Here is a 24249-nt window from a genome sequence, read left to right on the forward strand (position 1 = left end):
GGACACCGGGCGATTGGTGGAGCGTGTACGGAGCAATCTTCTTCCAGGACTTGCATGTGTGGAGATGTCAGCCGCATGATCGGGGTGTCATCTTCTGCACTACTTCGCCGCGACATGCTGAAGGCCGGCGCTGCGGCGCTGTGCACGGCAGCGGCGACGCCCGTGTTCGGGGTCGCGGCGGGGGCGCCTGTCGGTGGCGGCGCCCGGCCGCCGCGCGATCAGCGTCGCTTCGTCAGCCCGGCGGTCGAGCAGGAGATCGTGCGGGTGAAGGCGAGGATCGCGGATCCTGCGCTGCGCCATCTGTTCGAGACCTGTTATCCCAACACGCTCGACACGACGGTCCGGTTGGGGATCGTCGACGGCAAGCCGGACGGGTTCGTCATCACCGGCGACATCGAGGCGATGTGGCTGCGCGACAGCTCGGCGCAGATGCAGACCTATGTCCATCTGTGCCGCCGTGACCCGGAGCTGCGCCGCCTGTTCCACGGCGTCATCCAGCGCCAGGCGCGGTGCATCCTGATCGATTCCTACGCCAATGCCTTCATGGCGGATCCGCAGTCTAAGTCGAACCTGGGCGCGATCGACGACCTGACCGAGATGCGCGCGGGCGTTGCCGAACGCAAATGGGAGCTCGATTCGCTCTGCTATCCGATGCGGCTCGCCTATGGCTACTGGAGCGAGACGCGCGATACCGCGCCGTTCGACGCGCTCTGGGCCAAGGCGATGGCGCGGGCGGTGGCGACGATGCGCGAGCAGCAGCGCAAGACCGATGACGGCCCGTACCGGTTCGAGCGCGTCAATCGCCACGCGACCGAAACGCTGATGCTGAAGGGCGTCGGTGCGCCGACACGCAAGGTCGGGCTGATCCATTCGATGTTCCGCCCCTCGGACGATGCCTGCACGCTGCCCTTCCTGATCCCGTCGAACCTGTTCGCGGTGTCGGCGCTGCACATGCTCGCCAAGGTTCATGTCGAGGCGCGGCACGACAGCGCCGCGGCGGCGGAGTGCATTGCGCTCGCCGACGAGGTCGACGCGGCGCTGCGCACGCATGGCCGGATGGCGGATCGCGCGGGCGGCACGGGCACGGGCGGGGACGTCTGGGCGTTCGAGGTGGACGGGTTCGGTAATGCGATCTTCATGGACGATGCGAACGTGCCGAGCCTGTCGGCGCTGCCGCTGCTCGGCGCCGCGTCGCGCACCGATCCGCTGTACCGTCGGACCCGGGCGGCCGCCTGGAGTGCGCGCAATCCGTATTTCTTCACCGGCAGCGCGGCGGACGGAATCGGCGGCCCGCACAAGGGGCTGGGCATGATCTGGCCGATGTCGATCATCGTCCGCGCGATGACCAGCGACGACGATGCCGAAATCCGGCAATGCCTGCGCTGGCTCAAGACCACCGACGCGGGCACCGGCTTCATCCACGAATCGTTCGACAAGGATGACCCGAAACGGTTCTCGCGGCCCTGGTTCGCCTGGGCGAACGGGCTGTTCGGCGACCTGATCCTCGATCTCGAGCGGCGCCGCCCCGCCCTGCTGCGCGAGACCTTCTGATTCCCCCGACCGCCCGACCTTTAGGAGACCACCGCGTGATCCGCGCCACCCGTCGCGAGCTGCTTGCCGGCTCGACCCTTGCCGCGTTCGGCACGGCCCTTCCCCTTGCCGCACGCGCGCAGTCGCCGGCAGTCACCAGGCCCGACCTGTTCATCGGCACGGGCGGGCATGGCCATACCTTCCCCGGCGCGACCCTGCCGTTCGGGATGGTCCAGCTTTCGCCGGATACCAACAATCATGGCTGGGATGCCTGTTCGGGCTATCACCAGTCCGACCGCTCGATCATGGGCTTTTCGCACACGCATTTGTCGGGGACCGGGATCGGCGACATGCTCGACGTGCTGCTGGTGCCGACGCGCAAGCCGCTGAAGCTCGTCGCGGGGCCGCGCGAGACGCCGTCCGACGGCTATCGCCAGCGCTATACCGACGAACATGCCGAGCCGGGCTATTACCGCGTCAAGCTCGAGTCGGGCGTGCTCGCGGAGCTGACCGCGACGGAGCGGACCGGGCTGCACCGCTACACCTTTGCCAAGGGTCCGGGGCATATCCTGATCGACCTGACGCACTGCAAGCAGGAGACCGCGGAGGAGGCGATCCGGATCGAGGACGCGTCGCTGTCGATCGGCGAGGACGGCCTGCTGACGGGCAGCCGCCAGGTCTTCCGCTGGGCGGAGGGGCGCCGCATCCATTTCGCGATGCAGCTGTCGCGCAAGCCCGACCGCGTGCAATTCTATGGCGACGGCGACACGCCGGTCGCGGGCGGCGGGCGCGGCGTGACCGGGCACCGGCTGAAGGTCGCGCTGTTCTTCGACGATGCGGGCGCGGCACCGATCCTGGTCAAGACCGGCATCTCGGCGGTCGACGTCGCAGGCGCGCGCGGCGCGCTGGCCGAGGCACCGGGCTGGACGTTCGACGCGTCTTGCGCCGCCGCGCGGCGGATCTGGGCGAAGGAACTCGACATGGTCCGCGTCGCGGGCGGGACGCCGGCGCAGCGGACGATCATGGCGAGCGCGCTCTACCACACGCTGATGGGCCCGACCTTGTTCAGCGACCGCGACGGTCGCTATGTCGGGCTCGACCAGCAGGTCCACGCCCTGCCCGCGACCGAACGCGCGTACAGCGCCTATTCGCTGTGGGACACGTATCGCGCGCTGCATCCGTTGATGACGCTGGTCCGTCCCGACATGGCGGAGCGCTTCGTCCACGATCTCATCCGCCAGACGCAGCAGAGCCCCTATGGCCCGCCGACCTGGCCGTTGCAGGGGTTCGAGACCGGGTGCATGAACGGCTGGCATTCGGTCGCGGTGCTCGCCGAGGCGCATGCCAAGGGGATCAAGGCCGATTATGCGGCGGCCTGGCCCAATATCCGCCGGCGTGCCTTCGACCCGCAGTACAAGGACAGCCTCGCGACGCTGGGCCGCGATCATTACATGCGGCTCGGCTATATCCCCGCGGACAAGATCAAGGAGTCGGTCAGCCGGACGCAGGAATATGCGTATGACGATCATGCGATGGCGCTGCTCGCCGACGCGATCGGCAAGACCGACGATGCGGCGCTGCTCCGCAAGCGCAGCGGCAACTGGCGCAACGTGATCGATCCGAAGATCGGCTTTGCCCGGCCGCGCTTCGCCGACGGAAGCTGGTGGGCGGCCTATGATCCGATCCAGCTCGGCCACATGCCGCAACCGCGGTGGCGGGATTATACCGAGGCGAATGGCTGGCAGGCGACCTTCCTGAACCAGCACGACATATACGGGCTGATCGCGCATTTCGGCGGCGATGCGGCGTATGACGCGAAGATCGATTCCTTCTTCAACGCACCCTCGACCCTGCCCGCCAACGCGCCACCCGACATCGCCGGGCTGGTCGGGCAATATGCGCACGGCAACGAGCCCGGGCATCATGTGGCGTATCTCTATGCCTATGTCGGGACGCCGTGGAAAACCCAGGCGATGGTCCGCCGGCTGTGTACCGAGATGTACAAGGACGATCCCGACGGCGTGATCGGTAACGACGATTGCGGCCAGATGAGCGCGTGGTTCATCCTGTCGTCGCTCGGATTCTATCCGGTCGATCCGACGACGGGGATCTATGTCTTCGGGTCGCCGCTGTTCGACAGCGGCGAGATGCGCGTCGGCGCGGGCAAGACGCTCCGGGTGCGCGCGATCGGCAATGCGCCCGACCGGCCCTATGTCCAGTCGGTGCGCTGGAACGGCAAGCCCTGGACCCGCAACTGGATCGCGCATGCCGACTTGATCCAGGGCGGCGAGCTGGAATTCACGATGGGCGCGAAGCCGTCGCGCTTCGGCACGCGCGCCGAGGACCGCCCGCCCTCGGCGCCGCGCTGACAACCGCTGCCGAGGGCGGGATCAGAAGAAGGTCTCGACCACCTCGACGCAGGTGAAATCGTCGTCGACCACCAGCACCCGCCGCCATTTGTCGAAGGTGAGGCAGGGGTGCGAGATGTCGAAGGCGATGACGTCGCCGACCGCGATGTCATCGCCGGGGGTGATCGCCAGATAGGCGTGCTGGTCCATCAGCCCGGTCACCGCCCAGTGCGCGGGGGCGTCGACCGGGCGGCGGTCGCGTGCCTTGCGGAACAGCGTCGCGGGCCGGGGAAGCCCGGCATCGAAGGCAACGTCGCGCTTGCCCATCGCGATGACCGCGCGCGCCGGATCGGGGATCGACTGCACCACCGCCCATATGCGGAGCGCGGGCAGCAGCGCGTCGCCAAAGCCCGGCGCGACCGGATTGCGTTTCAGGATCTGGTCCTGCGCGATGCGGTACAGGCCATCGTCATGGCTGATGTAACAGCCGGGGCGCAGCACGACCTGGACGTCGCCGGCCTTTGCCAGCGCGGCGGTTTCCTCCGCGACCACGTCGTACCAGGCCGAGCCCGCCCCCGACAGGATCGCGGGCGTCCGCGCGATCCGCCCCGTCGCGAGCAGATCGCGCGTGATCGTCACCGCACGACGGATGAACCGCCGGACCTCCGCCTCGTCGCTCAGCACGCCTTCGTAGAATTCGACCCCGGCGAGATGAAGATGCTCCGGCCAGTGCGCGACCGCGTCGAGCACCCCGGCGAGCGCGGCGGCATTGCGGACGCCGGTGCGGAAGCCCGACTGGTCGGGCTCGGGGGCGAGTTCGACGAGCAGGTCGAGCGACACGTCGGCCGCGCGGCACGCCTCCCCGAGCAGCGCCACCCCGGCGGCGGAATCGACGATGCAGATCAGCCGCAGCGCAGGATCGGCGAGCAGATCGACGATCGCGGCGATATTGGCGTCGCCGACGATCTGGTTCGCGATCAGGATGGTGTCGATGCCGTGCGCCGCCGCGACCTGCGCCTGCTGGCTGGTGGCGACCGTGATGCCCCACGCGCCGGCATCGATCTGGCGCTTGAAGAGCGCGGGCGCCATCGTCGTCTTGCCATGCGGTGCGAGCGACACGCCATAGGCATCGATGAACGCGCACATCCAGTCGAGATTATGCTGCATCCGCCGCGCATCGAGCACCGCCGCCGGAAACATGACGTCCCCCGCGAGCAGGTTCCAGCGCGCGGCCGCATCCCGACCGATACCCTTGTGCAGCTTCACACCGACGTCGCTCACGGCAGACCTCCCAGATAAAGAAAATTGTTTACATTATTTTGACCCGCGGTGACAGTGTCGATCCAGCCCGGCCACGACAGACGCGTGGCACTGACCTCTGGAACCTCTGGGAGGTGAAATGATGGCGACAGTCATTGCCGGTGTCGACGTGTATGACGGCAGCGGCGGCGCGGCCTTCCGCGCCGACGTCGAGATAGGCGACGGGATCATCGCGCGGGTCGCGGCAGCCGCCGCGTCGCCGCCGCCAGGCGCGATCGACGGGCGGGGCCTGGCGCTCGCACCCGGGTTCATCGACGCGCATACGCATGACGATCTGGTCGTGATCGCGGCGCCCGCGATGACCGCGAAGGTGACGCAGGGCGTGACGACGGTGGTGGTCGGCAATTGCGGGATCAGCGCAGGCAGTGATCTGAGCGCGCATGCCCCCCTGCCCGACCCGCTGGTGCTGCTCGGTGGCGCGGACGAATTCCGCTATTCCGATTTCGCGGCCTATGCGCAGGCGGTCGACGCCGCAGTCCCTGCCACCAATGTCGTCGCGCTCATCGGCCATACCGCGCTGCGTGCGCGACACATGGACGGGTTCGACCGCGATGCGAGCGACGACGAACGCGCGGCGATGCGCCGCGACCTGGAGGACGGGCTGGCGGCAGGCGCGTTCGGGCTGTCGACCGGGCTCGCCTATGCCAATGCCAACGCCGCCTCGACCGCGGAGGTGATGGCGATCGCCGAGGCGTTGCGCGGTACCGGCGCGCTCTATTGCACGCATCTGCGCAGCGAGGCGGCGGCGATCGTCCCCGCGCTGGACGAGGCGTTCGCGATCGGCCGGCACGCCGCCGCGCGCGTGATCGTGTCGCACCTCAAATGCGCGGGCGCCCCGCAATATGGTCGCAGCGGCGAAATCCTTGCGATGCTCGAGGACGCCGATGCGCACCAGCCGGTCGGGTGCGACTGCTACCCCTATACGGCAAGCTCCTCGACGCTCGATCTGAAGCAGGTCGTGCCGGAGACGCCGATCCGGATCACCTGGTCGGAGGCCGAGCCCGCCCAGGCGGGGCGGATGCTCGCGGACATCGCGGCCGATTGGGGCGTCGACCTGCGCGCCGCCGCAACGCGGCTGCAACCGGCGGGTGCGGTGTATCACTGCATGACCGACAGCGATGTCGACCGGATCCTCGCGCATCCGCTGACGATGGTCGGGTCGGACGGCCTGCCCTGCGATCCGCGGCCGCATCCGCGGCTATGGGGCAGTTTCCCGCGCGTGCTCGGCCATTATGCGCGCGACCGCGGCCTGTTCCCGCTGGCGACCGCCATCCGCAAGATGACCGGGCTTCCCGCCGATCGCTTCGGCCTGCACGACCGCGGCTATGTCCGCGAAGGGCTCGCCGCGGATCTCGTATTGTTCGACCCCGCGCGGATCGCCGACCGTGCGACCTATGACGAGCCGACGACCGCGGCCGATGGCGTGGTCGGTGTCTGGGTCAACGGCGTCGCGACGCTCGCGCTCGGCCGACCGACCGGCGCCCGCGCGGGCCGCCTGCTGCGCCGCGCAAACCCCATTACCCAGTGAAGGAATGATCAGATGACGGACGGACTCAAGCGTTATGGCGTCGAAGGCGGCAGCGGCACCGGTGGCCAGCATCTGCCGTTCGCGCGCGCGGTCGGCGCGGATGGATGGCTGTTCGTATCGGGCCAGGTGCCGATGGTCGATGGCGAGGTGATCGACGGCGGCATCATCCCGCAGACGCATCAGGCGATCCGCAACGTGCTGAAGATCCTCGAGGAAGCCGGATACGGTCCCGAGCATGTCGTGCGCTGCGGCGTATGGCTGGACGACGCGCGCGACTTCATGTCGTTCAACCGCGTGTTTCAGGAATATTTCGGCGCGCATCCCCCCGCGCGTGCCTGTGTCGTGTCGCAGATGGTCGTCGACTGCAAAGTCGAGGTCGACTGCGTCGCCTGGAAGAAACCGTAAATGCAGCCGGGCGGCATGCTGCTGACCGAGGCGGCGATCGCCGTCGCCGCGCTCATCGTGCTGATCGTACGGGTGCGGCTCAGCCCGTTCATCGCGCTGACGCTGGTGTCGCTCGCGCTCGCGCTGGTCGTCGGCATCCCGCTCGGATCGATCGTCAAGAGCTTCGAGGCGGGCGTCGGTGGTGCGCTCGGGCATATCGCGCTGGTCGTCGGGCTCGGCACGATCCTCGGCAAGATGATGGTCGAAAGCCGCGGCGCGGAGCGGATCGCTGACAGCGTGATCGGCTTCTTCGGCCCTGCGCGCGCCGACTGGGCGATGATGACGGTCGCGCTGGTCGTCGGCCTGCCGGTGTTCTTCGAGGTCGGCTTCGTCCTGCTGGTGCCGATCGTCTTCACGCTGGCGCGGCGGCTCGGGCAGCATCCGATGCGAATGGGGCTGCCGATGGCGGCCGGGCTGTCGGTCGTGCATGCGATGGTCCCGCCGCATCCGGCGGCGTTGCTGGCGACGCAGGCGTATAATGCGGATGTCGGGCTTACCGTGCTGTTCGCGTTGATCGTCGGCATCCCGACCGCCGCGATCGCCGGACCGCTTTATGGCCGGCTGGTGATCCGGCATCTCGCACCGCAGCCGATCGCCCCCGCCGCGGTCGTCGAGGCCGATGACACACGGAGCCTGCCCGGCTTCGGCATCACGCTTGCGACATTGCTGCTGCCCGTCGTGCTGATGCTCGCCGGCAGCCTCGCGACGATGATCGCGCTGCCCGGATCGCGGCTCGACGGCATCCTGCGCTTCGTCGGCACGCCGGTCGTCGCGCTGCTCGCCGCGGTGCTCGTCAGCTACTGGACGCTGGGGCTCGCGCGCGGGATGAACCTCGGGACGATCCAGAAGTTCACCAACGACTGCCTAGCGCCGACCGCGATGATCACGCTGGTGGTGGGCGTGGGCGCAGGATTCGGCCGCGTCCTGATCGACAGCGGCGTATCGGACGCGATCGTCGCCGCGGCGACCAGCGTCCATATGCCGATCGTGCTGCTCGCCTGGCTGATCGCGGCACTGATGCGCGTGGCGACCGGGTCGGCGACGGTGTCGATGGCGACCGCCGCGGGGATCATCGCGCCGCTGGCCGCGGCCAATCCCGGTATCCGGCCCGAGCTGCTGGTGCTCGCGACCGGTGCGGGATCGGTGATTCTCAGCCACGTCAACGATGGCGGCTTCTGGCTCGTGAAGGAGTATTTCGGGCTGAGCGTCGCCGACACGATCCGCAGCTGGACCGTGTGCGAAACGCTGATCTCGGTGGTCGGTCTGGGGCTGACGCTGCTGCTGTCGCTGGTCGTCTAGCCTATCTGCCCCCGATCGTCGTCGCGGGGCTGTTCCACCCGCGCAGCCGCACCGTGGCGACGCCGCGGTCGCCCGGATAGGCGACGGTGACGTCACGCGTCTCTCCGGGCAGCAGCGAGACGTAATTGTCGCTGAAATAGGCCGGCAGGATCTGCACGCCCTTGCCGTCGAACAGCGTCAGCTTGGTCTGCAATGCGGGAGTCGTGCCCGGATTGGACAGCGTGACGCGGAGCGATCGCTCGCCCGCCGCCGCCGTTCCTGCCGCCACGTCAGCCCGGAGCGTGGCCTGCGGCATCGCCGACAGCGCACGCAGATCCGCGGGGTTCGCCGCCTGCCAGTAGAAATTCTCCGACACGCGGCTCCCGTCGGAGGCGGATGCGTCGAGCCGGACGAGCACCGGCCCCTTCGCCAGCGCCGCATCGAGCGCCAGCGGGAAGAGCGCGACGGTGGCGTTGGCGGGCAGGTCGACGGTCTGCGCGTGGGTCGCGACGGTCGCGCCGGTCAGATCGGTGACCCGCGCGGTGGCCTTCACCCCGGTCAGCGGCTGGCGCGTGGTGTTGACCATCACGACCTGACGGCCCGGCTGGTTCATCTGGATATGAACCGGCTCCGCCCCCTTCTTGGTGCCGTAGAACGCGGCGTGCGTGTCATAGTCCGACGAGTAGATCTGGAAATCGCTCGAGGGCCAGGCAGGGTGCGTCATCCACAGCATCCGGGCGCTGTTGGTGGTCCACAGCCCGGCATTGAACCCTTCGAAGATCGCGCGGTGCGATTCGTAGTTGAGCATCTGCGCCTTGCGCTCGAAATCGGCGAGATCGCGGGCCGGACCGAATTCGGTGTCCATCGCGCGCACGAAGCTCGCCATCGAGACGCCGCGTTCCTGGTGCCAGTCGTGATAGACCCAGGTGTCGCTGATCGGCCAGCGATCCTCGACGGGGACGGTGCGCTGCCACGATTCCAGCGTCGGAAAGCTTGCCGTGCCGACCTCGATCGCGAAGCCGTGCGGATATTCCCGGCAGCCTGCGCTGCGTCGACGATGTCTGCCGCCAGCGCAACAACGGCACGCCGATCGATCCCGAGGACGCGCAGACGCTGACCTATGGCCTGGTGCTGACGCCCCGGTTCCTGCCGCGGTTCAGCTTTTCGGTCGACCGGTACAAGATCCGCGTCGACAATGTGATCAGCTATCTGGGTGCGAGCTTTGCGGTCGATGGCTGCGTGATCACCGGCGACCCCTATTATTGCAGCCGACTGGTGCGCGATCCGACGACCTATCAGCTGAACGGCACGGGCACGACGGCGGGCTATATCCAGGGCGGCAATCTGAACGCGTACCGGCTGTATGCGAGCGGCTATGACTTCCAGGCGCAATATTCGGCGCGGCTGGGCGGGACGGCGGGCAAGCTCGACTTCCTGATGAACGGCACGCTGACCACCGACCAGGGCGGCCAGGCCGCACCCGATCAGCCGCGGACCAATTGCGTCGGCTATTTCGGCCGATCCTGCCCGCAGCCGACACCACGCTGGATCCACAATGTCCGCACCACCTATTCGAGCGACGACGGGATCTTCAGCGCGTCGGTCGCGTGGCGCTATATCGATGGCACGACCGCGGGTCAGAATGGTGGCCCGAACTCGACGCCGGCGACCGAGGTCTCCGACTTCACGCGGATCCCCGCCTATCATTATTTCGATCTGTCGCTGGGCGTGAACATCGCCAAGCGGATGACGCTGACCGCGGCGGTCAACAACATCTTCGACCGCCAGCAGCCGATCCTGACGAACACCTATGATTACGCGCTGTCGCGCGGGAACACGATTCCCCAGCGTTACGACACGCTGGGACGCCAGATCTCGATTTCGGCAACGACGCGCTTTTGATGCGCGTGGTCCAAGGGGCGATCCGTCGGCGTCGGATGAGCCTCGTCATCGCGCCGTGCGTTGCCGCGGCGCTGGTTACTGTCTGCCAGCCCGCGGTCGCCGGCCCCTCCCCGCTGCTGCCGCTGCCCGCGCATGCGACAGCGGGTACGGACAGCGTCCGCATCGACGATGGTGCGCGGATCGTCGTCCCTGCCGGCGACACGGGCGCTGCCAGTGCGGCGCGGCGCGCGGTCGAGATCGTCGCCCGCACGCGCGGCATCACGCTGAACGTGGCCGACCGCGGACCGGGGGCGATCAGTTTCGTGCGGCTGCCCGCCGCAAATGGGGGGAGCAGCGAGCGATACCGGCTCGACGTGACCCCCGCGGGGATCCGCATCGCCGCGGCCACCGATGCCGGGCTGTTCTATGGCGCGATGACGCTGACGCAGATGCTGTCCCCCGATGCGCGGTTCGGGACGGGCGTCGCAGTCCCCGTCGTGGCGATCGACGACGCCCCGCGCTTTGCGTGGCGCGGGGTGATGCTGGACGTCGCGCGCCACATGCAGCCAATCGCATCGATCGAGCGCGTCATCGACATGATGGCGCAGCACAAGCTGAACCGCCTGCAACTGCATCTGACCGATGACCAGGGCTGGCGGATCGAGATCAAGCGTCATCCCGAGCTGACGCGGATCGGCGCCTGGCGCGCCTCGTCCACGCCCAACGCGGGTGCGCCGGCAGGCCGCTATGGCGGCTTCTACACGCAGGACCAGCTGCGCGCGCTGGTCGCCTATGCCGCAGCACGCGCGGTGACGATCGTGCCGGAAATCGACCTGCCCGGCCACGCACAGGCAGCGGTCGCCGCCTATCCGCAGATCGGCGTGACGGGGGACCGGCCGCCGGTGTCGGGCGACTGGGGCATCAACCCCTATCTGTTCAACGTCGACGATCGCAGCATCACGTTCGTCAAGCAGGTGCTCGACGAGGTCATGGCGATCTTCCCGTCGACCTATATCCATATCGGCGGCGACGAGGCGCTGAAGGAGCAGTGGCAGGCATCGGCCGCGGTCCAGGCGAAGATGCGCACGCTCGGCATCGCCGATGAAAAGGGCCTGCAGAGCTGGTTCGTCGGTCAGCTCGGCGCGCACCTCGCCAAGCGCGGGCGCCGCCTGATCGGCTGGGACGAGATCCTCGAGGGTGGGCTTCCGCCGACCGCGTCGGTGATGTCGTGGCGCGGCGAGGCGGGCGCGATCGAAGCGGCGAACATGGGGCACGACGTCGTGCTGTCGCCCGGCCCGGTCCTGTATCTCGACAATCTGCAAAGCGGGCGCGACGACGAGCCGCCGGGACGCATGGCGGTACAGACGCTCGCCGACGTCTATGCCTATGACCCCCTGCCCGCCGGGATTGCCGCAGCAAAGGCGCATCACGTGCTGGGGCCGCAGGCCAATCTGTGGGCCGAATATATGGTCACCCCCGCGCAGCGCGAACATGCGCTGTTTCCACACATCGCGGCGCTGGCGGAGATGGCCTGGTCGCCGCGCGCCGCGCGCGACTGGCCGGGCTTCCTCGCGCGGCTCGATCCCCAGCTCAACCGCTATCAGCGGCAGGGGATCGCCGCCGCGGACAGCGCCTTCGCGGTCGATTACACCGTGGTCGGCGGGGTCGGTCCGGCGGTGCGCGGCAAGACGGTCACGATCGGCATGGCGAACCAGGCCGGCTATGGCACGATCCGCTACACGACCGATGGCGCGGCGCCGTCATCGACCTCGCGCGCCTATGCCCGACCGCTGAGCGTGGCGCCGGACACGGTCGTCCGCGCGGTGACGTTCGCACCCGACGGCCGCGCGCTCGCCGCCGTGCGCAGCTTCGATACCGCACCCGCCGCGCTGTTGACGCGGGCGAGTGCGAGCCTCGAAACTTGTGCCGGCGCGGGGATCCGGCTGCGCCTGCCGCTGACGCCGGATGCGACGGGCGGCGGGCCGGCGTACAGCATGAACATCTATGACGGCTGCTGGCTGTACCGCGCCGCGCCGCTCGGACAGATCCGGGGCATCACGGTCTCGCTCGGCCGGCTGCCGCGCAACTTCGCGCTGCGCCAGCCACAGCGGCAGATGGTCGCGTGGCGCTACAACCCGACGCATTTCGGGACGCTGATGGTGCATGCGCGGACCTGCGACGGGCCCGCGCTGGCGATGGTGCCGCTGCCCGATCCGGCGACCACGCCGAACCAATTCATACTGACCGCGCCGCTGGCGGGTGGGACGACCGACACGGACCTGTGCCTGATCGTCGCGCCGCCGGTCGGTGGACCGCTCTACGGCGTCGACACGGTACGCTTTACGCTGAAGGACATTCGATGACCGATCCCCTGCGCCCATCGCGGCGCGATGCAATCGCCTTCACGGCCGGAACGCTTGGCGCAGCGATGGCCTTTCCCGGCGGCACGTTCGCGGCCACCATTGGCGCGGCGACCACCGGTGCGGCGCTCGTCCCCTTCGGTGCCACGCCGTCGAAGCGGCAACTGGCGTGGCACCGGCTGGAACAGACCGCGTTCGTCCATTTCACGATCAATACCTTCACCGACCGCGAATGGGGCTATGGCGACGAGGATCCCGCGATCTTCGACCCCAAGCAGTTCGATGCCGACCAGATCGTCGCCGCGGCAAAGGCGGCGAACCTGCGCGGCCTGATCGTCACCGCCAAGCACCACGACGGCTTCTGCCTGTGGCCGAGCAAGTTCACGAAACACAGCATCGCGAGCAGCCCCTACAAGAACGGCAAGGGCGACATCGTCGGCGAACTGGCCGCCGCATGCCGGCGGCAGGGGCTGAAGTTCGGGATCTACCTGTCGCCCTGGGATCGCAACCATCCGGACTATGGCCGGCCCGAATACATCACCTTCTTCCGCAACCAGCTGCGCGAGCTGCTGACGCAATACGGGCCGATCTACGAGGTGTTCTTCGACGGCGCGAACGGCGGCGACGGCTATTATGGCGGCGCGCGCGAAGTGCGGAAGATCGACGCGGTCCCCTATTATGACTGGCCGTCGATCATCGCCTTCGTCCACGCGCTGCAACCGATGGCCTGCACCTTCGATCCGGTCGGCGCGGACCTGCGCTGGGTCGGCAACGAGGAGGGCGAGGCCGGCGACCCGTGCTGGGCGACGATGGACGACAAGGGCTTCACCGAGGAAAAGGGCAATGCCGGCGTTCGCGGCGGTGCGATCTGGTGGCCGGCCGAGGCGGATGTCTCGACCCGCTATGGCTGGTTCTGGCACGCCTATGAGGAACCGCACTGACTGGGTCGCGCCGCTGATCGGTCCGGACGGCAAGCCCTGTTCGGTGACGATCGATCTCGGCCGCAGCGTCGCGCTGCGCGGGTTCGTGCTGAAGCCCGGCTGGCACGCGCCGCAGGGGGCCGGCGACCCCGCCGCCTGGCGCGTGCGCATCGGTGACGACCCGGGGCTGGCCGACGCGCCGCAGGAGCAGGGCGAGTTCTCGAACATCGCCGCCAACCAGGCGCCGCAGCGCCTCGCCTTCGCGCGGCCGCACCGTGGCCGCTACATCGAGATCGCCTTCACCCGGACCGCCAAGGGCGAGACGCGGCTGGCCATCGCGGAGCTCGGGGTGCTGACGCAGTAGACCGGTCGCGGCGCGGCGTGTGATGGCGAGTAACCAAAAGCTAAGTCTTTGTTGTTTAACATAGCGCAATGTTCATATCGCTTACTGCGCGGATCGTCGCGATCGGCCTCATCGTGGTCCTGGCACTGGGGTCGCTGGCCGGGCTGCTCGCCGACGCCTCGTACCAGGCCAGCCAGAGCTTCCAATGGGCCGCCCATTCCGCGCAGGTCATCGAGACGACCGAGGCGGCGCTGAACGATCTGCGCGAGGCCGAATCGGGCCAGCGCGGGTTCGTCATCACGCGGGATCCAGCCTATGCCCGGTCCTTCGCCAAACGCCTGGACAGCGCCGCCCGGACCATCGCGCGGGTTGCGGGCCAGACCCGCGACAACCCGCGCCAGCATGCCCGTGCGCGCGAAATGGCATTGCTGATGAAGGAGCGGTCCGCCTTTCTGCGCCAGCCGCTCGACCTTGCCCGCCGGGGCAATTTTGCGGGAGCGGTCACGATCATCGCCAGCGGCCGTGGTCGCGACCTGATGGATGCGATCAGCGTGCGCGGGGAGGCGTTTCTCGAAGAGGAACGCGCGTTGCAGACCGCGCGGCAGGATGCGGCGGCGCAGCGCCTGCGCCGCGGCAAGCGGCTTGCCATCTTCGGCGCGATCGCCGTCGCGCTGATCGTCATCGGCGGCTTTACCTTGCTGGTGCAAGGTATCCGCCGCCCGCTGGAAACCATGTTGCGCGCGATGACCGCGCTGGGCAGCGGGGACGAGCAGACACGGATCGATACCGCGATGGGATCGCGCGAATTCAACCGCCTCGCGATCGGCTATAATGCAATGGCCGACCGGCTGGAGGGCGCGGTTTCCGATCAGGGCGCGAGCGAGCGCCAGCTGCAGGTCGTCAACGCCGAGCTCGAGCGCAATACCAAGACGCTGCGCGAACGCGGCGACGTGATCGAGCTGCTCGGCGGCATGGCGCATCGCATGCAGGCCGCGCGCACCGACGACGAACTGGCCCAGATCATCCGGGTGTTCGTACCGCAGGTCCTCCCCGACATTCCCGGCGCGCTGTACGCGCACAACAACTCGCGCAACTGCCTGGTCCCGGTCGCCAGCTGGGGAGACATCGTCGTGCCGGACGACGGCTTCGCGCCGGAGCGGTGCTGGGCACTGCGCCGTGGTCAGAGCCATTCGGTCGTGGATCCGCGCCGCGACATCGTCTGCGCGCATGTCGCCGAGGGCGAGGTCTATCACTGCGAGCCGCTGCTCGCGGGCGGCGAGGTCATCGGCGTGCTCTATCTGCGCGGCCGGATCGAGGCCGAGAACCGCTTCCGGATGAACGTGCTGACCGAGAACATCGCCTCGGCGCTGGTGAACCACCGCCTGCAGCGGTCGCTGCGCGAACAGACGATCCGCGATCCGCTGACCAGCCTGTTCAATCGCCGCTACATGGAGGAGGCGCTCAAGCTGGAGATCGCCCGCGCCTCGCGGTCGGGCAATCCGCTCAGCCTGGTCATGTGCGACGTCGATCATTTCAAGCGGTTCAACGACGAGTTCGGTCACGACGCGGGGGACGCGGTGCTCCAGCAGGTCGCGGCCGAGATGCGCAGCCGGTTCCGCGACGGCGATGTCGTCTGCCGCTTCGGCGGCGAGGAGTTCACCATCATCGCGCCGGGCACGACCGCGGAGGCGCTGGCCAAGCGCGTCGATATCGTCCGGCAGGCGATCTCCGAGATCGCCGTCCGCCACGGCAACCGCGCGCTGGGATCGACCAGCATGTCGTTCGGCATCGCGACCTGGACGGACATCATGGACCGGGAGGGCGCGACGCTGATCCAGGCGGCGGACATGGCGCTGTATCAATCCAAGCGCGACGGCCGCAACCGCGCGACGATCAGCGCGCTCGCGGCCTGATCGGGGCGCTCCGGCCATGCCAGCACGACAGGGTCGGCAGGACGCGATCCGGCGCATCGCCGGCATGGGATGACGCAAGACTATTGCCTATCGGCCGGGCCGGATTACGCTTCGTCATCGTAGCGCGAGACTGCGAGTCGGAGATCGATGGTCGCGCGCTGCTGCAGGTCTATCCGAGGTGATCCGCTATGGCCGTCAGGGACAAGGCTTCGACCGATACCCAGCATGCCGTGATCGTCGTGATCCGGGGCGATCCGGTCCCCGACGCCGCGATCCCGACGATCGAACTGGATCTCGCGAAATTTCAGAGCGGTCGCTGGGCACTGCAGCTCGACGCGGCATTTGCCCGGCGCGAGGAGCCGGCGGTGATCCTGGCGCAGGGGGTCGCCTGTCTTGCGGTCGCGTGGTGGGCGCAATTGTCGCCGCGCAGCTATTTGCAGGCGATCGAGGGCGCGGTCCTGCTCTCGCCGCTGTCGGTCGGCTTCGGTCAGGAGGCGATCGCGGCGGCGGCGCGACCCGGGCCGACGACGCGCCTGCCCTTCCCGTCGGTCGTCGCCTGTGCCCCGGGTCCGTTCATCGACCGGGTGCTGGCGCTGGCCGATCGCTGGGGCAGTCATTTCGTCGAGCGCGGATCGATCGCCGCTCCGGCGCCGACGACGCGCACCGCCACCCCGACCGAGGACGAGGCCCGGCTGATCGCGCTGCTCCCGCTGCTCCAGCACCGGGTACCGGGCGATGCGTTCACGCCCGGCCCCCGCCCCGCACGGCGCCTCCGCCGACCCGCCGCGATCGACTGAGCGCGCCTGCCGTCGGCGCTGCGCCGCGAGGCCCGCCCCTCCCCACCCTCCCGGTCGGCATCGTCGCCACGCTGACGAGCGCGCCGCAAGCGTGCTGCGTCGAGATCGCGCAGGTCGATCCCGCGGATCGATTGGAGCGACCGCCGGCGCCGGCGCCGTTCGCTAAACCCAGGCTTGATCGGGCCAAAGCCGCTATCGATGGCGGTCCGCGCGTCGGCGTGGCAGAGGGCGCGCTCAATTCATCCGAGGCTTCATGATCGATCTCGCCGTCCTTTACGAACATCCCGCCTGGTTCGTGCCGCTGTTCGCGGCGCTCGACGCGCGCGGCGTCGGGTTCTCGCGCGCCACGCCGGACGGGTTTTGGAACCCCGCGGACCAGACTGCGCCGGCGCGCGTCGTGTTCAACCGGATCGCGATGTCGAGCTTCCTGCGCAGCGACGAGCATCCGATCTTCGACACGATGGCGATGCTCGATCACTGGCGCCGCACCGGTGCGCGCGTGATCAACGGCGCCGACGTGCTCGCGATCGACGCCTCCAAGGCGCGGCAATTGTCGCTGATCGCGTCGCTCGGCCTCGCGATCCCCGAGACGCGCGTCGTCCACCGCGCCGCCGACGTCGTCGCCGCCGCGCAGACGCTGCGCTTCCCGCTGGTCGTGAAGGCCAATATCGGTGGTTCGGGCGCGGGGATCATCCGCTTCGACAGTCTCGACGAACTCCGCGCCGCGGTCACCGACAATGGCCTGCCGAGCAGTGTCGACGGCGTGCTGCTGGTGCAGGAATATGTCCCCGTCCGGGGTGGCGCGATCACCCGGATCGAGACGCTCGACCGCAAGTTCCTCTATGCGATCGACGTCGCAGGCGGCGGCGCGTTCGATCTCTGCCCCGCGGATGCGTGCGTCGTCCCCGGCTCGGGGATCAAGATGGCCGCGGTCGAGCCGTCGCAGGTGCTGAAGGATGCCGCCGAGGCGATCGCGCGCGCAGTCGATCTCGATGTCGGCGGGGTCGAGGTGATGATCGACGACCGCGACGGCGTCGCGCGCTTCTACGACATCAACGCGCTGTCCAATTTCGTCGCCAGGCCGCTCGACGTCCTCGGCTGGGATCCGCATGACCGGCTCGTCGATTACCTGATCGAACAGATTGGGAAGACTCGTTGATGCGCTATGGCTATTGGACTCCGGTTTTCGGCGGCTGGCTTCGCAACGTCCCCGACGAGGGGATGGAGGCGAGCTGGGCCTATACCAAGGCGCTGACTCAGAATGCGGAGCGCTGGGGCTATGACCTGACGCTGATCGCCGAGCTGAACCTCAACGACATCAAGGGCGTCGAGCAGCCCGCGCTCGATGCGTGGTCGACCGCGGCGGCGCTGGCGGCGGTGACCGACAGCATCGAGCTGATGGTCGCGGTGCGCCCCAATTTCCACCACCCCGCGCTGTTCGCCAAGGCGGCCGCCAATATCGACCGGATCTCGGGCGGGCGGCTCGCGCTCAACGTCGTGTCGTCCTGGTGGGCGGACGAGGCGAAGCAATATGGCCTGCAGTTCGACCAGCATGACGATCGCTATGCGCGGACCGACGAATGGCTCTCCGTCGTCGACGGGTTGTGGACGCAGGAGCGGTTCGACTTTGCCGGGCAGTTCTACACCACCGAGCAGGCGATCTGTTCGCCCAAGCCTGTCAAGCGCCCCACCGTCTATGCCGGCGGCGAGAGCGAGAAGGCGAAGGCGATGATCGCGGCCAAGTGCGACGCCTATGTCATGCACGGCGACCCGGCCGACGCGATCGCGCCGAAGATCGCGGACATGGCGGCGCGACGCGAAGCCGCGGGCGGCGCACCGATGCAATACGGCATGGCCGCCTATGCGATCGTCCGTGACAGCGAAGCGGAGGCGAAGCGCGAGCTCGAGCGCATCACCAGCGTCACCGAACTGCCCGCAGGCTATGCCAATTTCGACCAGTGGCTGTCGGGCACGCAGCTCGAACGCGAACTGAAGATCCAGGAATATTCGGTCTCCAACCGCGGGCTGCGCCCGAATCTGGTCGGCACCCCCGAACAGCTGAAGGAGCGGATCGCGGAATATGAGGCCGCCGGGCTCGACCTGCTGCTGCTCCAGATGAGCCCGCAGGCTGAGGAAATGGAACGGTTCGCGGTGCAGGTCATGGGGTCCGCATGATCCGCCTGCGCGACGTTTCCAAAACCTACCCGGCCAGCGATGCGGCCGCGCTCGACGGCGTGTCGCTGGAGATCCCGGCGCGCGGCGTGTTCGGGGTGATCGGTCAGTCGGGCGCGGGCAAGTCGACGCTGATCCGGCTGATCAATGCGCTCGAACGGCCGACGTCCGGGCGCGTCGAGGTCGACGGCATCGACGTCGCAGGCCTGTCAGCGGCGGACCTGCGCGCGCTCCGGCGGCGGATCGGCATGATCTTCCAGAATTTCGGGCTGCTCTCCTCGCGCACGGTCGCGGCGAACGTCGCCTTCCCGCTGGTGCTCGCCGGCGTCGCGAAAGCGACGCGCGAGAGCAAGGTCGCGGCCTTGCTCGACCGGGTCGGGCTCGCCGATCACGCGGCCAAATACCCCGCCCAGCTGTCGGGCGGGCAGAAGCAGCGCGTCGGCATCGCCCGCGCGCTCGCCACCGATCCCGACATCCTGCTGTGCGACGAGGCGACCAGCGCGCTCGACCCCGAAACCACGCGCTCGGTGCTGACGCTGCTCCGCGACCTCAACCGCGACCTCGGGCTGACGATCGTCCTGATCACGCACGAGATGGACGTCGTCCGCTACGTCTGCGACCGCGTCGCGGTGCTGGAACGCGGCCAGGTCGTCGAGACCGGCACCGTCACCGACATCTTCGCCAACGCCGCGCATCCGGCGACCCGGCGCATGCTGGCGGCGCTCGCGGCATGACCTTCTTCGAAAATGTCGACTGGTCCGATATCGGCCAGGCGTGCCTCGACACGCTCATCATGCTCGGCGGGTCGCTGGTCCTGACGATCCTGTTCGGCCTGCCGCTCGGCGTGCTGCTGTATCTGACCGGCAAGGGGCGGCTGATCGAGAACCGGCTTGCCAATGGCGCGCTCGGGATCGCCGTGAACATCCTGCGATCGGTGCCGTTCATCATCCTGCTGATAGTGATGATCCCGCTGACCGTCCTGCTGGTCGGCACGTCGCTGGGCGTCGCCGGCGCGATCCCGCCGCTGGTGGTGGGGGCCGCACCCTTCTACGCACGCCTGGTCGAGGGATCGCTGAAGGAGATCGACCGGACGACGATCGAGGCGGTGCAGGCGATGGGCGCGACGACGCGCCAGATCGTCACGCGGGCGCTGATCCCCGAAGCGATGCCGGGGCTGATCTCGGGCGCCACCGTCACCGCGGTCGCGCTCGTCTCGTTCACCGCGATGGCCGGGGTGGTCGGCGCGGGCGGGCTCGGCGATCTCGCGATCCGTTTCGGCTATCAGCGCTTCCAGACCGACGTGATGGTCGTCACCGTCGTCCTGCTGGTCGTCCTCGTCCAGATCATCCAATATGCCGGCGACGCGCTCGCCCGCCACTTTACCCGCCGCTAGGAAATGCCATGAACCGCCGCACCCTGCTCGCCTCGCTCTCGCTGCTCGCGCTCGCCGCATGCGGTGGCGCCAAGACGGATGACGGCACGGCGCTGACCGTCGCCGCGACCGCGGTGCCGCATGCCGAGATTCTCGAATCGATCAAGCCGGCGCTCGCCAAGCAGGGCGTCGATCTCAAGATCCGCGTCTTCAACGATTATGTGCAGCCCAATTTGCAGGTCGAGCAGAAGCAGATCGACGTCAGCTATTTCGAGACCAAGCCCTATCTCGACGAGTTCAACGCCTCGCGCGGCACGCATCTGGTTCCCTATGCGGGCGTCCATGTCGAGCCGCTGGGCGCCTATTCGCGCAAGTGGAAGACGATCGCGCAGGTCCCGAACGGCGCGACCGTCGCGATCCCGAACGAGCCGAGCAATGGCGGCCGCGCGCTGCTGCTGCTGCAGAAGGCCGGGCTGATCACGCTGAAGAACCCGACCAACCCGCTGTCGAGCCTCAACGACATCGCGACCAACCCCAAGAACCTCAAGTTCAAGGAGCTGGAGGGCGCCACCCTGCCCCGCACGCTCGGCGAGGTCGATCTGGCGCTGATCAACACCAACTATGCGCTCGATGCGAAGCTCAACCCGGTGCGCGACGCGCTCGCGATCGAGGACAAGAACAGCCCCTATGTCAATTTCGTCGTCGGCCTGCCCGGTGGCGACAAGGATCCGCGCGTCGTCAAGCTGATCGCGGCGCTGCGAAGCCCCGAGACGCGGCGCTTCATCGCGGACCGTTATGCGGGCGCGGTGCTCCCCGCGTTCTGAGCCGCGGTGACGAACGGATCGCTGCACGTCATCCGCCCGGGCGCATCGACCCGCCCCGAGACGCGGCGGCGATAGGTCGGCGCGGTCGCCGCGGTGATCGTGACGTCGTACCAGCCATGGCTGTTGCGGAGCGGCCAGCGGTAGCGCGTGTCGACCAGCCCGGTCACCAGCGCCGCCGCCCCGACGCGCTCGACCTGCGCGACCAGCCCGTGTTCGCGGTGTCCGGCGGGGAGCACTAATGCCAATTCGGTCGGTGTCGCGTGCCAGACGAGCCGCGACACCAGTGCCGGGTCGTCACGATGCCCCGCATAATGCCGGTGGAAGCCGTTCGGGCCTAGCACCCAGAGGTCGTAGCGGCCCTCCGCGTCGAACCCCCATTGCCCGTCGAGCGTGCGCCCGGGCTCGACCGTGAAGCGGCGGGGCGGCTGGTCCAGGCCCCTGCGGTCATAGACGTGGAAGACCGCGGCCTGCGTGCCGTCGGCGGTGAAGTCCAGCCGGATCGCGTCACCGGTGATCGTCTCGCCGACGCGCAGCGCATAGGGCAGCGGGCGGGACCGGCGGATGCCGGGTTCCTGCCACGGGAGGGACTCGCCTGGCGGTGCCTGCGGGCTCGGCTGCCGGGGGATCGCCGCGGCGCGCGCGGCTTCGGCACGCGGATCGGGCATTGCCGCGAAGGGCGCGACGTCGGCGGCGGTGAAGTCGAACGCCGAGGTCAGGTCGCCGCAGACCGCGCGGCGCCATGGCGTGATGTTGGGCTCGTGGACATCGAACCGTCGTTCGAGGAAGCGGATCACCGAGCTGTGGTCGAACACCTGCGAATTGACCCACCCGCCCCGGCTCCACGGCGAGACGACGTACATCGGCACGCGCGGCCCCAGGCCATAGGCGCGGCCGCGATAGGCGGGGAGGTCGAGCGCCGCGTCGCCCTTGCTCGGATTGAGGTGATAGCTGCCGGTCAGATCAACCGTCGATCCGCCGAGCAGCGTGCCGTCGGCGGCGCGCGACGGCGGCGCGGGCGGCGGGACATGATCGAAAAAGCCGTCATTCTCGTCGAACATGACGAACAAGGCGGTTCGCGCCCAGATCTTCGGATCCGCGGTGAGCGCGTCGAGCACCTCGGCGGTATAGGCCGCACCCTGTGCCGGGCTCGACGGGCCGGGATGCTCGGATCCCTTCGCGGTGGCGATGACATACGACACCTGTGGCAACCGCCCGGCCAGCACGTCGGCGCGCAGCGCGTCGAGCCCGCGCGTCGTCAGCGCCCGGTCGCGCAGCGCCGCATCGCCACCCGCATGATGCGCCGCGCGGAAGGCGGCGAACCCGACCAGCGGGTTGTCGGTGAAATTGTCGGCCATGTCCTGATAGATGCGCCAGTCGACGCCCTTGGCCTGCAACCGCTCGACGACCGTGGTCCAGCGATAGGGGTCGGGATCGCCGCCATCCTCCGGGAAACCGTCATGCGAATTGCCGATCGCCGGACCGCCCAGCGTGCCGCCGGGATCGTTGGTGCCGCTCCACAGGAACCGCCGGTTCGTGTTGGTCCCCGTCTGCACCGAGCAGTGATAGGCGTCGCACAGCGTGAACGCCTCGGCGAGCGCGAACTGGAACGGCAGATCCTCGCGCCGGTAATGGCCCATCGCCCGCTGGCTCTTCGCCTCGGGCCAGTGCGCCATCCGCCCCTCATCCCAGCCGCGCTGCGCATCGGGCCAGCTGTGCGGCGTCCCCTCCATCCGCATCAGGTCGAAATTGGCGCGGGTGGCGAGATGGAAGGGCAGCACGGTCCGCGCGCCGCCCGGTGCCGTCCGGTCGCGCTGATACCAGACCGGCGCCGCCGCCCCGCCCGCAGACGGTGCGGGCACGGGGATCGGCAACCGGTCGGCAAAGCCGCGGACGCCGCGCAACGTGCCGAAATAATGATCGAAGCCGCGATTTTCCTGCATCAGGATGACGACATGCTCGACATCCATGATCGAGCCGGTCTGCACATCGGGCGCAATCGCCGCCGCACGCGCGATCGCTGCGGGAAACGCGGACAGCGCGGCACCGGTGACGCCTGCACCGAGCAGTGTACGACGCGAAACATCGGTCATTGGGGCAACCCACAGGAGGAGCGCATGGTCCGCAAACGCGAGCGGACCATGCCCGGTTCAGATCAAACGTCGAGCGACAGCGGCGACGGCGTGTTCATCCAGGATCGCTAAAGCCGACAGGTTGCACGAGCGTGACATGCGATCGTCGACGATGTCCGTAACAGGTCCTCTGCTGGTCAGCGGCCGAAGCCATCGCTGCCCTGTCCGCGCCGACGTCTGCGCGCGGCATGGACGGCGTCGACCGTGTGGCTGTGCCCGCGGCGTTCCGCCCGGACCATCTGCCCGACGCGTTTGCCATGGATCATCAGCGGCAACCCGAGCAGCGCGAGCGGGAAGAAGAGGAGCATCAGCGGCGATCCGTCGACCGCCATGCACAGCGCACAGGAGACGGCCATCAGCGCGAAGCCACCCGCTTTCCATTGCAGGTCGCGCCGCGTCATGCCGCCTCACTCCGCACGCGCGTCGCGACGGGATCGGCGATCACGAGCGTGCCGGCGGCCGCCAGCAGCCGCGCGATGCCGCCGTCCTGGTCGTGGCACAGCACGATGTCGGCGGGGAAATCGGCTTCGCGGGCGAGCGCCTGCGCCAGACCGCCACCTTCGAAGTCGAGCCCGATCGCGGGATCGTGCAGCCGCGCTGCAGCGGCGCGGGCACGGCCGATCAGCGCCGGCGCATCGTCGACGCCCTGCCCCTCGATCGCGGTGAAGCCGAGCGCGCGGGCGTAACGCACGGTCTCGATCAGCAGTGTCCCGCAAGCACAGTCGGCATCAACGATCCGGACCGCGTGGCGATGCCGTTCGCGCAGATCGGCGAGCGCCGCCGTGATATGTGGCCAGCGCGGATCGCGCGTCGCGCGGCGTGCGCAGGCTCGGGTCATGGTGGCGGGCATGTCCGCCTTCGCTTCAGCCGTGGCGCCGCGTGCGGTCGTCACACGCCCGTGGCCCGCCTTGTTCTGGCCGAGAGGAATGACGCGCCCGCGTGCGCGGGGCTCCGGCGTGGGTTCAGACGACATGTTCGCGCTTTTGCCTGTGTGATCGGGCGTCCAGGCGCCCGCAAACCCGAATTACGAACCGCGGCATAGGGATTCGAGAGCGATTTCCCGAAACGCCATAGTGGCGCCATAGTGGCC

General features: G+C 68.6%; 21 protein-coding genes. 16 read left to right on the forward strand and 5 right to left on the reverse strand.

All coding sequences use genetic code 11. The annotated features are described in order from the left end of the window. Positions 1-114 precede the first annotated feature (114 nt). Together NEF64_RS12845 and NEF64_RS12850 are read left to right on the forward strand one after the other, a co-directional pair. A complete protein-coding gene (locus tag NEF64_RS12845; RefSeq protein ID WP_252573813.1) occupies positions 115-1551 on the forward strand; it encodes a glycoside hydrolase family 125 protein in 1437 nt (478 codons plus the stop codon). A 35-nt stretch (positions 1552-1586) separates the two neighbouring features. After that, positions 1587-3899 carry a GH92 family glycosyl hydrolase gene (locus NEF64_RS12850; RefSeq protein WP_252573815.1) on the forward strand — a complete coding sequence of 771 codons (2313 nt, stop codon included), beginning with the start codon at positions 1587-1589 and terminating at the stop codon, positions 3897-3899. 21 nt (positions 3900-3920) lie between these two features. Here NEF64_RS12850 and NEF64_RS12855 read toward each other — a convergent pair whose 3' ends face one another. After that, positions 3921-5159 carry an amino acid deaminase gene (locus tag NEF64_RS12855; RefSeq protein WP_252573817.1) on the reverse strand — a complete coding sequence of 413 codons (1239 nt, stop codon included), beginning with the start codon at positions 5157-5159 and terminating at the stop codon, positions 3921-3923. A 118-nt stretch (positions 5160-5277) separates the two neighbouring features. On the opposite strand from NEF64_RS12855, the gene NEF64_RS12860 reads away from it, so the two are divergent. Genes NEF64_RS12860 through NEF64_RS12870 form a run of 3 tightly spaced genes read left to right on the forward strand, consistent with a single transcriptional unit; the run spans position 5278 to position 8469 of the window. Further along, positions 5278-6726 carry an N-acyl-D-amino-acid deacylase family protein gene (locus NEF64_RS12860; protein ID WP_252573819.1) on the forward strand — a complete coding sequence of 483 codons (1449 nt, stop codon included), beginning with the start codon at positions 5278-5280 and terminating at the stop codon, positions 6724-6726. Positions 6727-6738: 12 nt separating this feature from the next. Beyond that, positions 6739-7131: a RidA family protein gene (locus NEF64_RS12865; RefSeq protein WP_192070096.1), complete on the forward strand. Its 393-nt coding sequence runs from the start codon at positions 6739-6741 to the stop codon at positions 7129-7131. Further along, positions 7132-8469, forward strand: a complete 1338-nt coding sequence (locus tag NEF64_RS12870; protein ID WP_252573820.1) for a GntT/GntP/DsdX family permease — start codon at positions 7132-7134, stop codon at positions 8467-8469. A gap of 1 nt (position 8470) precedes the next feature. Here NEF64_RS12870 and NEF64_RS12875 read toward each other — a convergent pair whose 3' ends face one another. Further along, complete coding sequence (locus tag NEF64_RS12875) at positions 8471-9334, reverse strand: glycoside hydrolase family 2 protein (RefSeq protein WP_252573823.1); 864 nt, start codon at positions 9332-9334, stop codon at positions 8471-8473. A gap of 107 nt (positions 9335-9441) precedes the next feature. Between NEF64_RS12875 and NEF64_RS12880 the strand changes: the two genes are divergently transcribed. The 11 genes from NEF64_RS12880 to NEF64_RS12930 all read left to right on the forward strand — a co-directional run bounded on the left by NEF64_RS12880 (position 9442) and on the right by NEF64_RS12930 (position 21030). Then, positions 9442-10350 (forward strand): TonB-dependent receptor domain-containing protein, encoded by a 909-nt coding sequence (locus NEF64_RS12880; protein WP_252573824.1) that lies wholly within the window; start codon positions 9442-9444, stop codon positions 10348-10350. Positions 10351-10385: 35 nt separating this feature from the next. Continuing rightward, a complete protein-coding gene (locus NEF64_RS12885; RefSeq protein ID WP_252573826.1) occupies positions 10386-12692 on the forward strand; it encodes a beta-N-acetylhexosaminidase in 2307 nt (768 codons plus the stop codon). Further along, complete coding sequence (locus NEF64_RS12890; RefSeq protein ID WP_420833714.1) at positions 12689-13630, forward strand: alpha-L-fucosidase; 942 nt, start codon at positions 12689-12691, stop codon at positions 13628-13630. The genes NEF64_RS12885 and NEF64_RS12890 overlap by 4 nt, the downstream gene beginning before the upstream one ends. Continuing rightward, entirely contained in the window at positions 13614-13973 is a 360-nt protein-coding gene (locus NEF64_RS12895) for a discoidin domain-containing protein (RefSeq protein ID WP_252573828.1), read from the forward strand. Before NEF64_RS12890 ends, NEF64_RS12895 begins: the two co-directional genes overlap by 17 nt. 68 nt (positions 13974-14041) lie before the next feature. Beyond that, positions 14042-15865, forward strand: a complete 1824-nt coding sequence (locus NEF64_RS12900) for a diguanylate cyclase (protein ID WP_082446560.1) — start codon at positions 14042-14044, stop codon at positions 15863-15865. 188 nt (positions 15866-16053) lie between these two features. Beyond that, on the forward strand, positions 16054-16662 hold the full coding sequence (locus NEF64_RS12905; protein ID WP_056405603.1) for an alpha/beta hydrolase: 609 nt from the start codon (positions 16054-16056) through the stop codon (positions 16660-16662). 253 nt (positions 16663-16915) lie between these two features. Beyond that, positions 16916-17821: an ATP-grasp domain-containing protein gene (locus NEF64_RS12910; protein ID WP_056405602.1), complete on the forward strand. Its 906-nt coding sequence runs from the start codon at positions 16916-16918 to the stop codon at positions 17819-17821. Next, a complete protein-coding gene (locus NEF64_RS12915; protein ID WP_037529438.1) occupies positions 17821-18837 on the forward strand; it encodes an LLM class flavin-dependent oxidoreductase in 1017 nt (338 codons plus the stop codon). The genes NEF64_RS12910 and NEF64_RS12915 overlap by 1 nt, the downstream gene beginning before the upstream one ends. Next, on the forward strand, positions 18834-19568 hold the full coding sequence (locus NEF64_RS12920) for a methionine ABC transporter ATP-binding protein (RefSeq protein ID WP_082446558.1): 735 nt from the start codon (positions 18834-18836) through the stop codon (positions 19566-19568). The genes NEF64_RS12915 and NEF64_RS12920 overlap by 4 nt, the downstream gene beginning before the upstream one ends. Then, positions 19565-20227, forward strand: a complete 663-nt coding sequence (locus NEF64_RS12925; RefSeq protein ID WP_056405601.1) for a methionine ABC transporter permease — start codon at positions 19565-19567, stop codon at positions 20225-20227. Before NEF64_RS12920 ends, NEF64_RS12925 begins: the two co-directional genes overlap by 4 nt. Before the next feature lie 8 nt (positions 20228-20235). Further along, a complete protein-coding gene (locus tag NEF64_RS12930; RefSeq protein WP_056405600.1) occupies positions 20236-21030 on the forward strand; it encodes a MetQ/NlpA family ABC transporter substrate-binding protein in 795 nt (264 codons plus the stop codon). On the opposite strand, the gene NEF64_RS12935 is transcribed toward NEF64_RS12930, so the two are convergent. From NEF64_RS12935 to NEF64_RS12945, 3 genes are all read right to left on the reverse strand, one after another. Beyond that, on the reverse strand, positions 21000-23120 hold the full coding sequence (locus NEF64_RS12935; protein ID WP_252573830.1) for a phosphocholine-specific phospholipase C: 2121 nt from the start codon (positions 23118-23120) through the stop codon (positions 21000-21002). The genes NEF64_RS12930 and NEF64_RS12935 overlap by 31 nt on opposite strands. 176 nt (positions 23121-23296) lie before the next feature. After that, positions 23297-23560: a hypothetical protein gene (locus NEF64_RS12940; RefSeq protein ID WP_056405598.1), complete on the reverse strand. Its 264-nt coding sequence runs from the start codon at positions 23558-23560 to the stop codon at positions 23297-23299. Further along, positions 23557-24132, reverse strand: coding sequence for an SAM-dependent methyltransferase (locus NEF64_RS12945; protein WP_235516290.1), 576 nt, complete (start codon positions 24130-24132; stop codon positions 23557-23559). Before NEF64_RS12945 ends, NEF64_RS12940 begins: the two co-directional genes overlap by 4 nt. Positions 24133-24249 lie beyond the last annotated feature (117 nt).

This window comes from Sphingomonas aerolata (genome assembly GCF_023935825.1).
GTDB lineage: Bacteria > Pseudomonadota > Alphaproteobacteria > Sphingomonadales > Sphingomonadaceae > Sphingomonas > Sphingomonas aerolata.

Coding starts and splice junctions, on each gene's coding strand:
- NEF64_RS12895 (WP_252573828.1), top strand. CDS start 13,614: ATGAGGAACCGCACTGACTGGGTCGCGCCGCTGATCGGTCCGGACGGC.
- NEF64_RS12900 (WP_082446560.1), top strand. CDS start 14,042: ATGTTCATATCGCTTACTGCGCGGATCGTCGCGATCGGCCTCATCGTG.
- NEF64_RS12940 (WP_056405598.1), bottom strand. CDS start 23,560: ATGACGCGGCGCGACCTGCAATGGAAAGCGGGTGGCTTCGCGCTGATG.
- NEF64_RS12945 (WP_235516290.1), bottom strand. CDS start 24,132: ATGTCGTCTGAACCCACGCCGGAGCCCCGCGCACGCGGGCGCGTCATT.
- NEF64_RS12925 (WP_056405601.1), top strand. CDS start 19,565: ATGACCTTCTTCGAAAATGTCGACTGGTCCGATATCGGCCAGGCGTGC.
- NEF64_RS12915 (WP_037529438.1), top strand. CDS start 17,821: ATGCGCTATGGCTATTGGACTCCGGTTTTCGGCGGCTGGCTTCGCAAC.
- NEF64_RS12865 (WP_192070096.1), top strand. CDS start 6,739: ATGACGGACGGACTCAAGCGTTATGGCGTCGAAGGCGGCAGCGGCACC.
- NEF64_RS12920 (WP_082446558.1), top strand. CDS start 18,834: ATGATCCGCCTGCGCGACGTTTCCAAAACCTACCCGGCCAGCGATGCG.
- NEF64_RS12910 (WP_056405602.1), top strand. CDS start 16,916: ATGATCGATCTCGCCGTCCTTTACGAACATCCCGCCTGGTTCGTGCCG.
- NEF64_RS12890 (WP_420833714.1), top strand. CDS start 12,689: ATGACCGATCCCCTGCGCCCATCGCGGCGCGATGCAATCGCCTTCACG.
- NEF64_RS12930 (WP_056405600.1), top strand. CDS start 20,236: ATGAACCGCCGCACCCTGCTCGCCTCGCTCTCGCTGCTCGCGCTCGCC.
- NEF64_RS12870 (WP_252573820.1), top strand. CDS start 7,132: ATGCAGCCGGGCGGCATGCTGCTGACCGAGGCGGCGATCGCCGTCGCC.
- NEF64_RS12845 (WP_252573813.1), top strand. CDS start 115: ATGCTGAAGGCCGGCGCTGCGGCGCTGTGCACGGCAGCGGCGACGCCC.
- NEF64_RS12935 (WP_252573830.1), bottom strand. CDS start 23,120: ATGACCGATGTTTCGCGTCGTACACTGCTCGGTGCAGGCGTCACCGGT.
- NEF64_RS12875 (WP_252573823.1), bottom strand. CDS start 9,334: ATGGCGAGCTTCGTGCGCGCGATGGACACCGAATTCGGTCCGGCCCGC.
- NEF64_RS12885 (WP_252573826.1), top strand. CDS start 10,386: ATGAGCCTCGTCATCGCGCCGTGCGTTGCCGCGGCGCTGGTTACTGTC.
- NEF64_RS12860 (WP_252573819.1), top strand. CDS start 5,278: ATGATGGCGACAGTCATTGCCGGTGTCGACGTGTATGACGGCAGCGGC.
- NEF64_RS12905 (WP_056405603.1), top strand. CDS start 16,054: ATGGCCGTCAGGGACAAGGCTTCGACCGATACCCAGCATGCCGTGATC.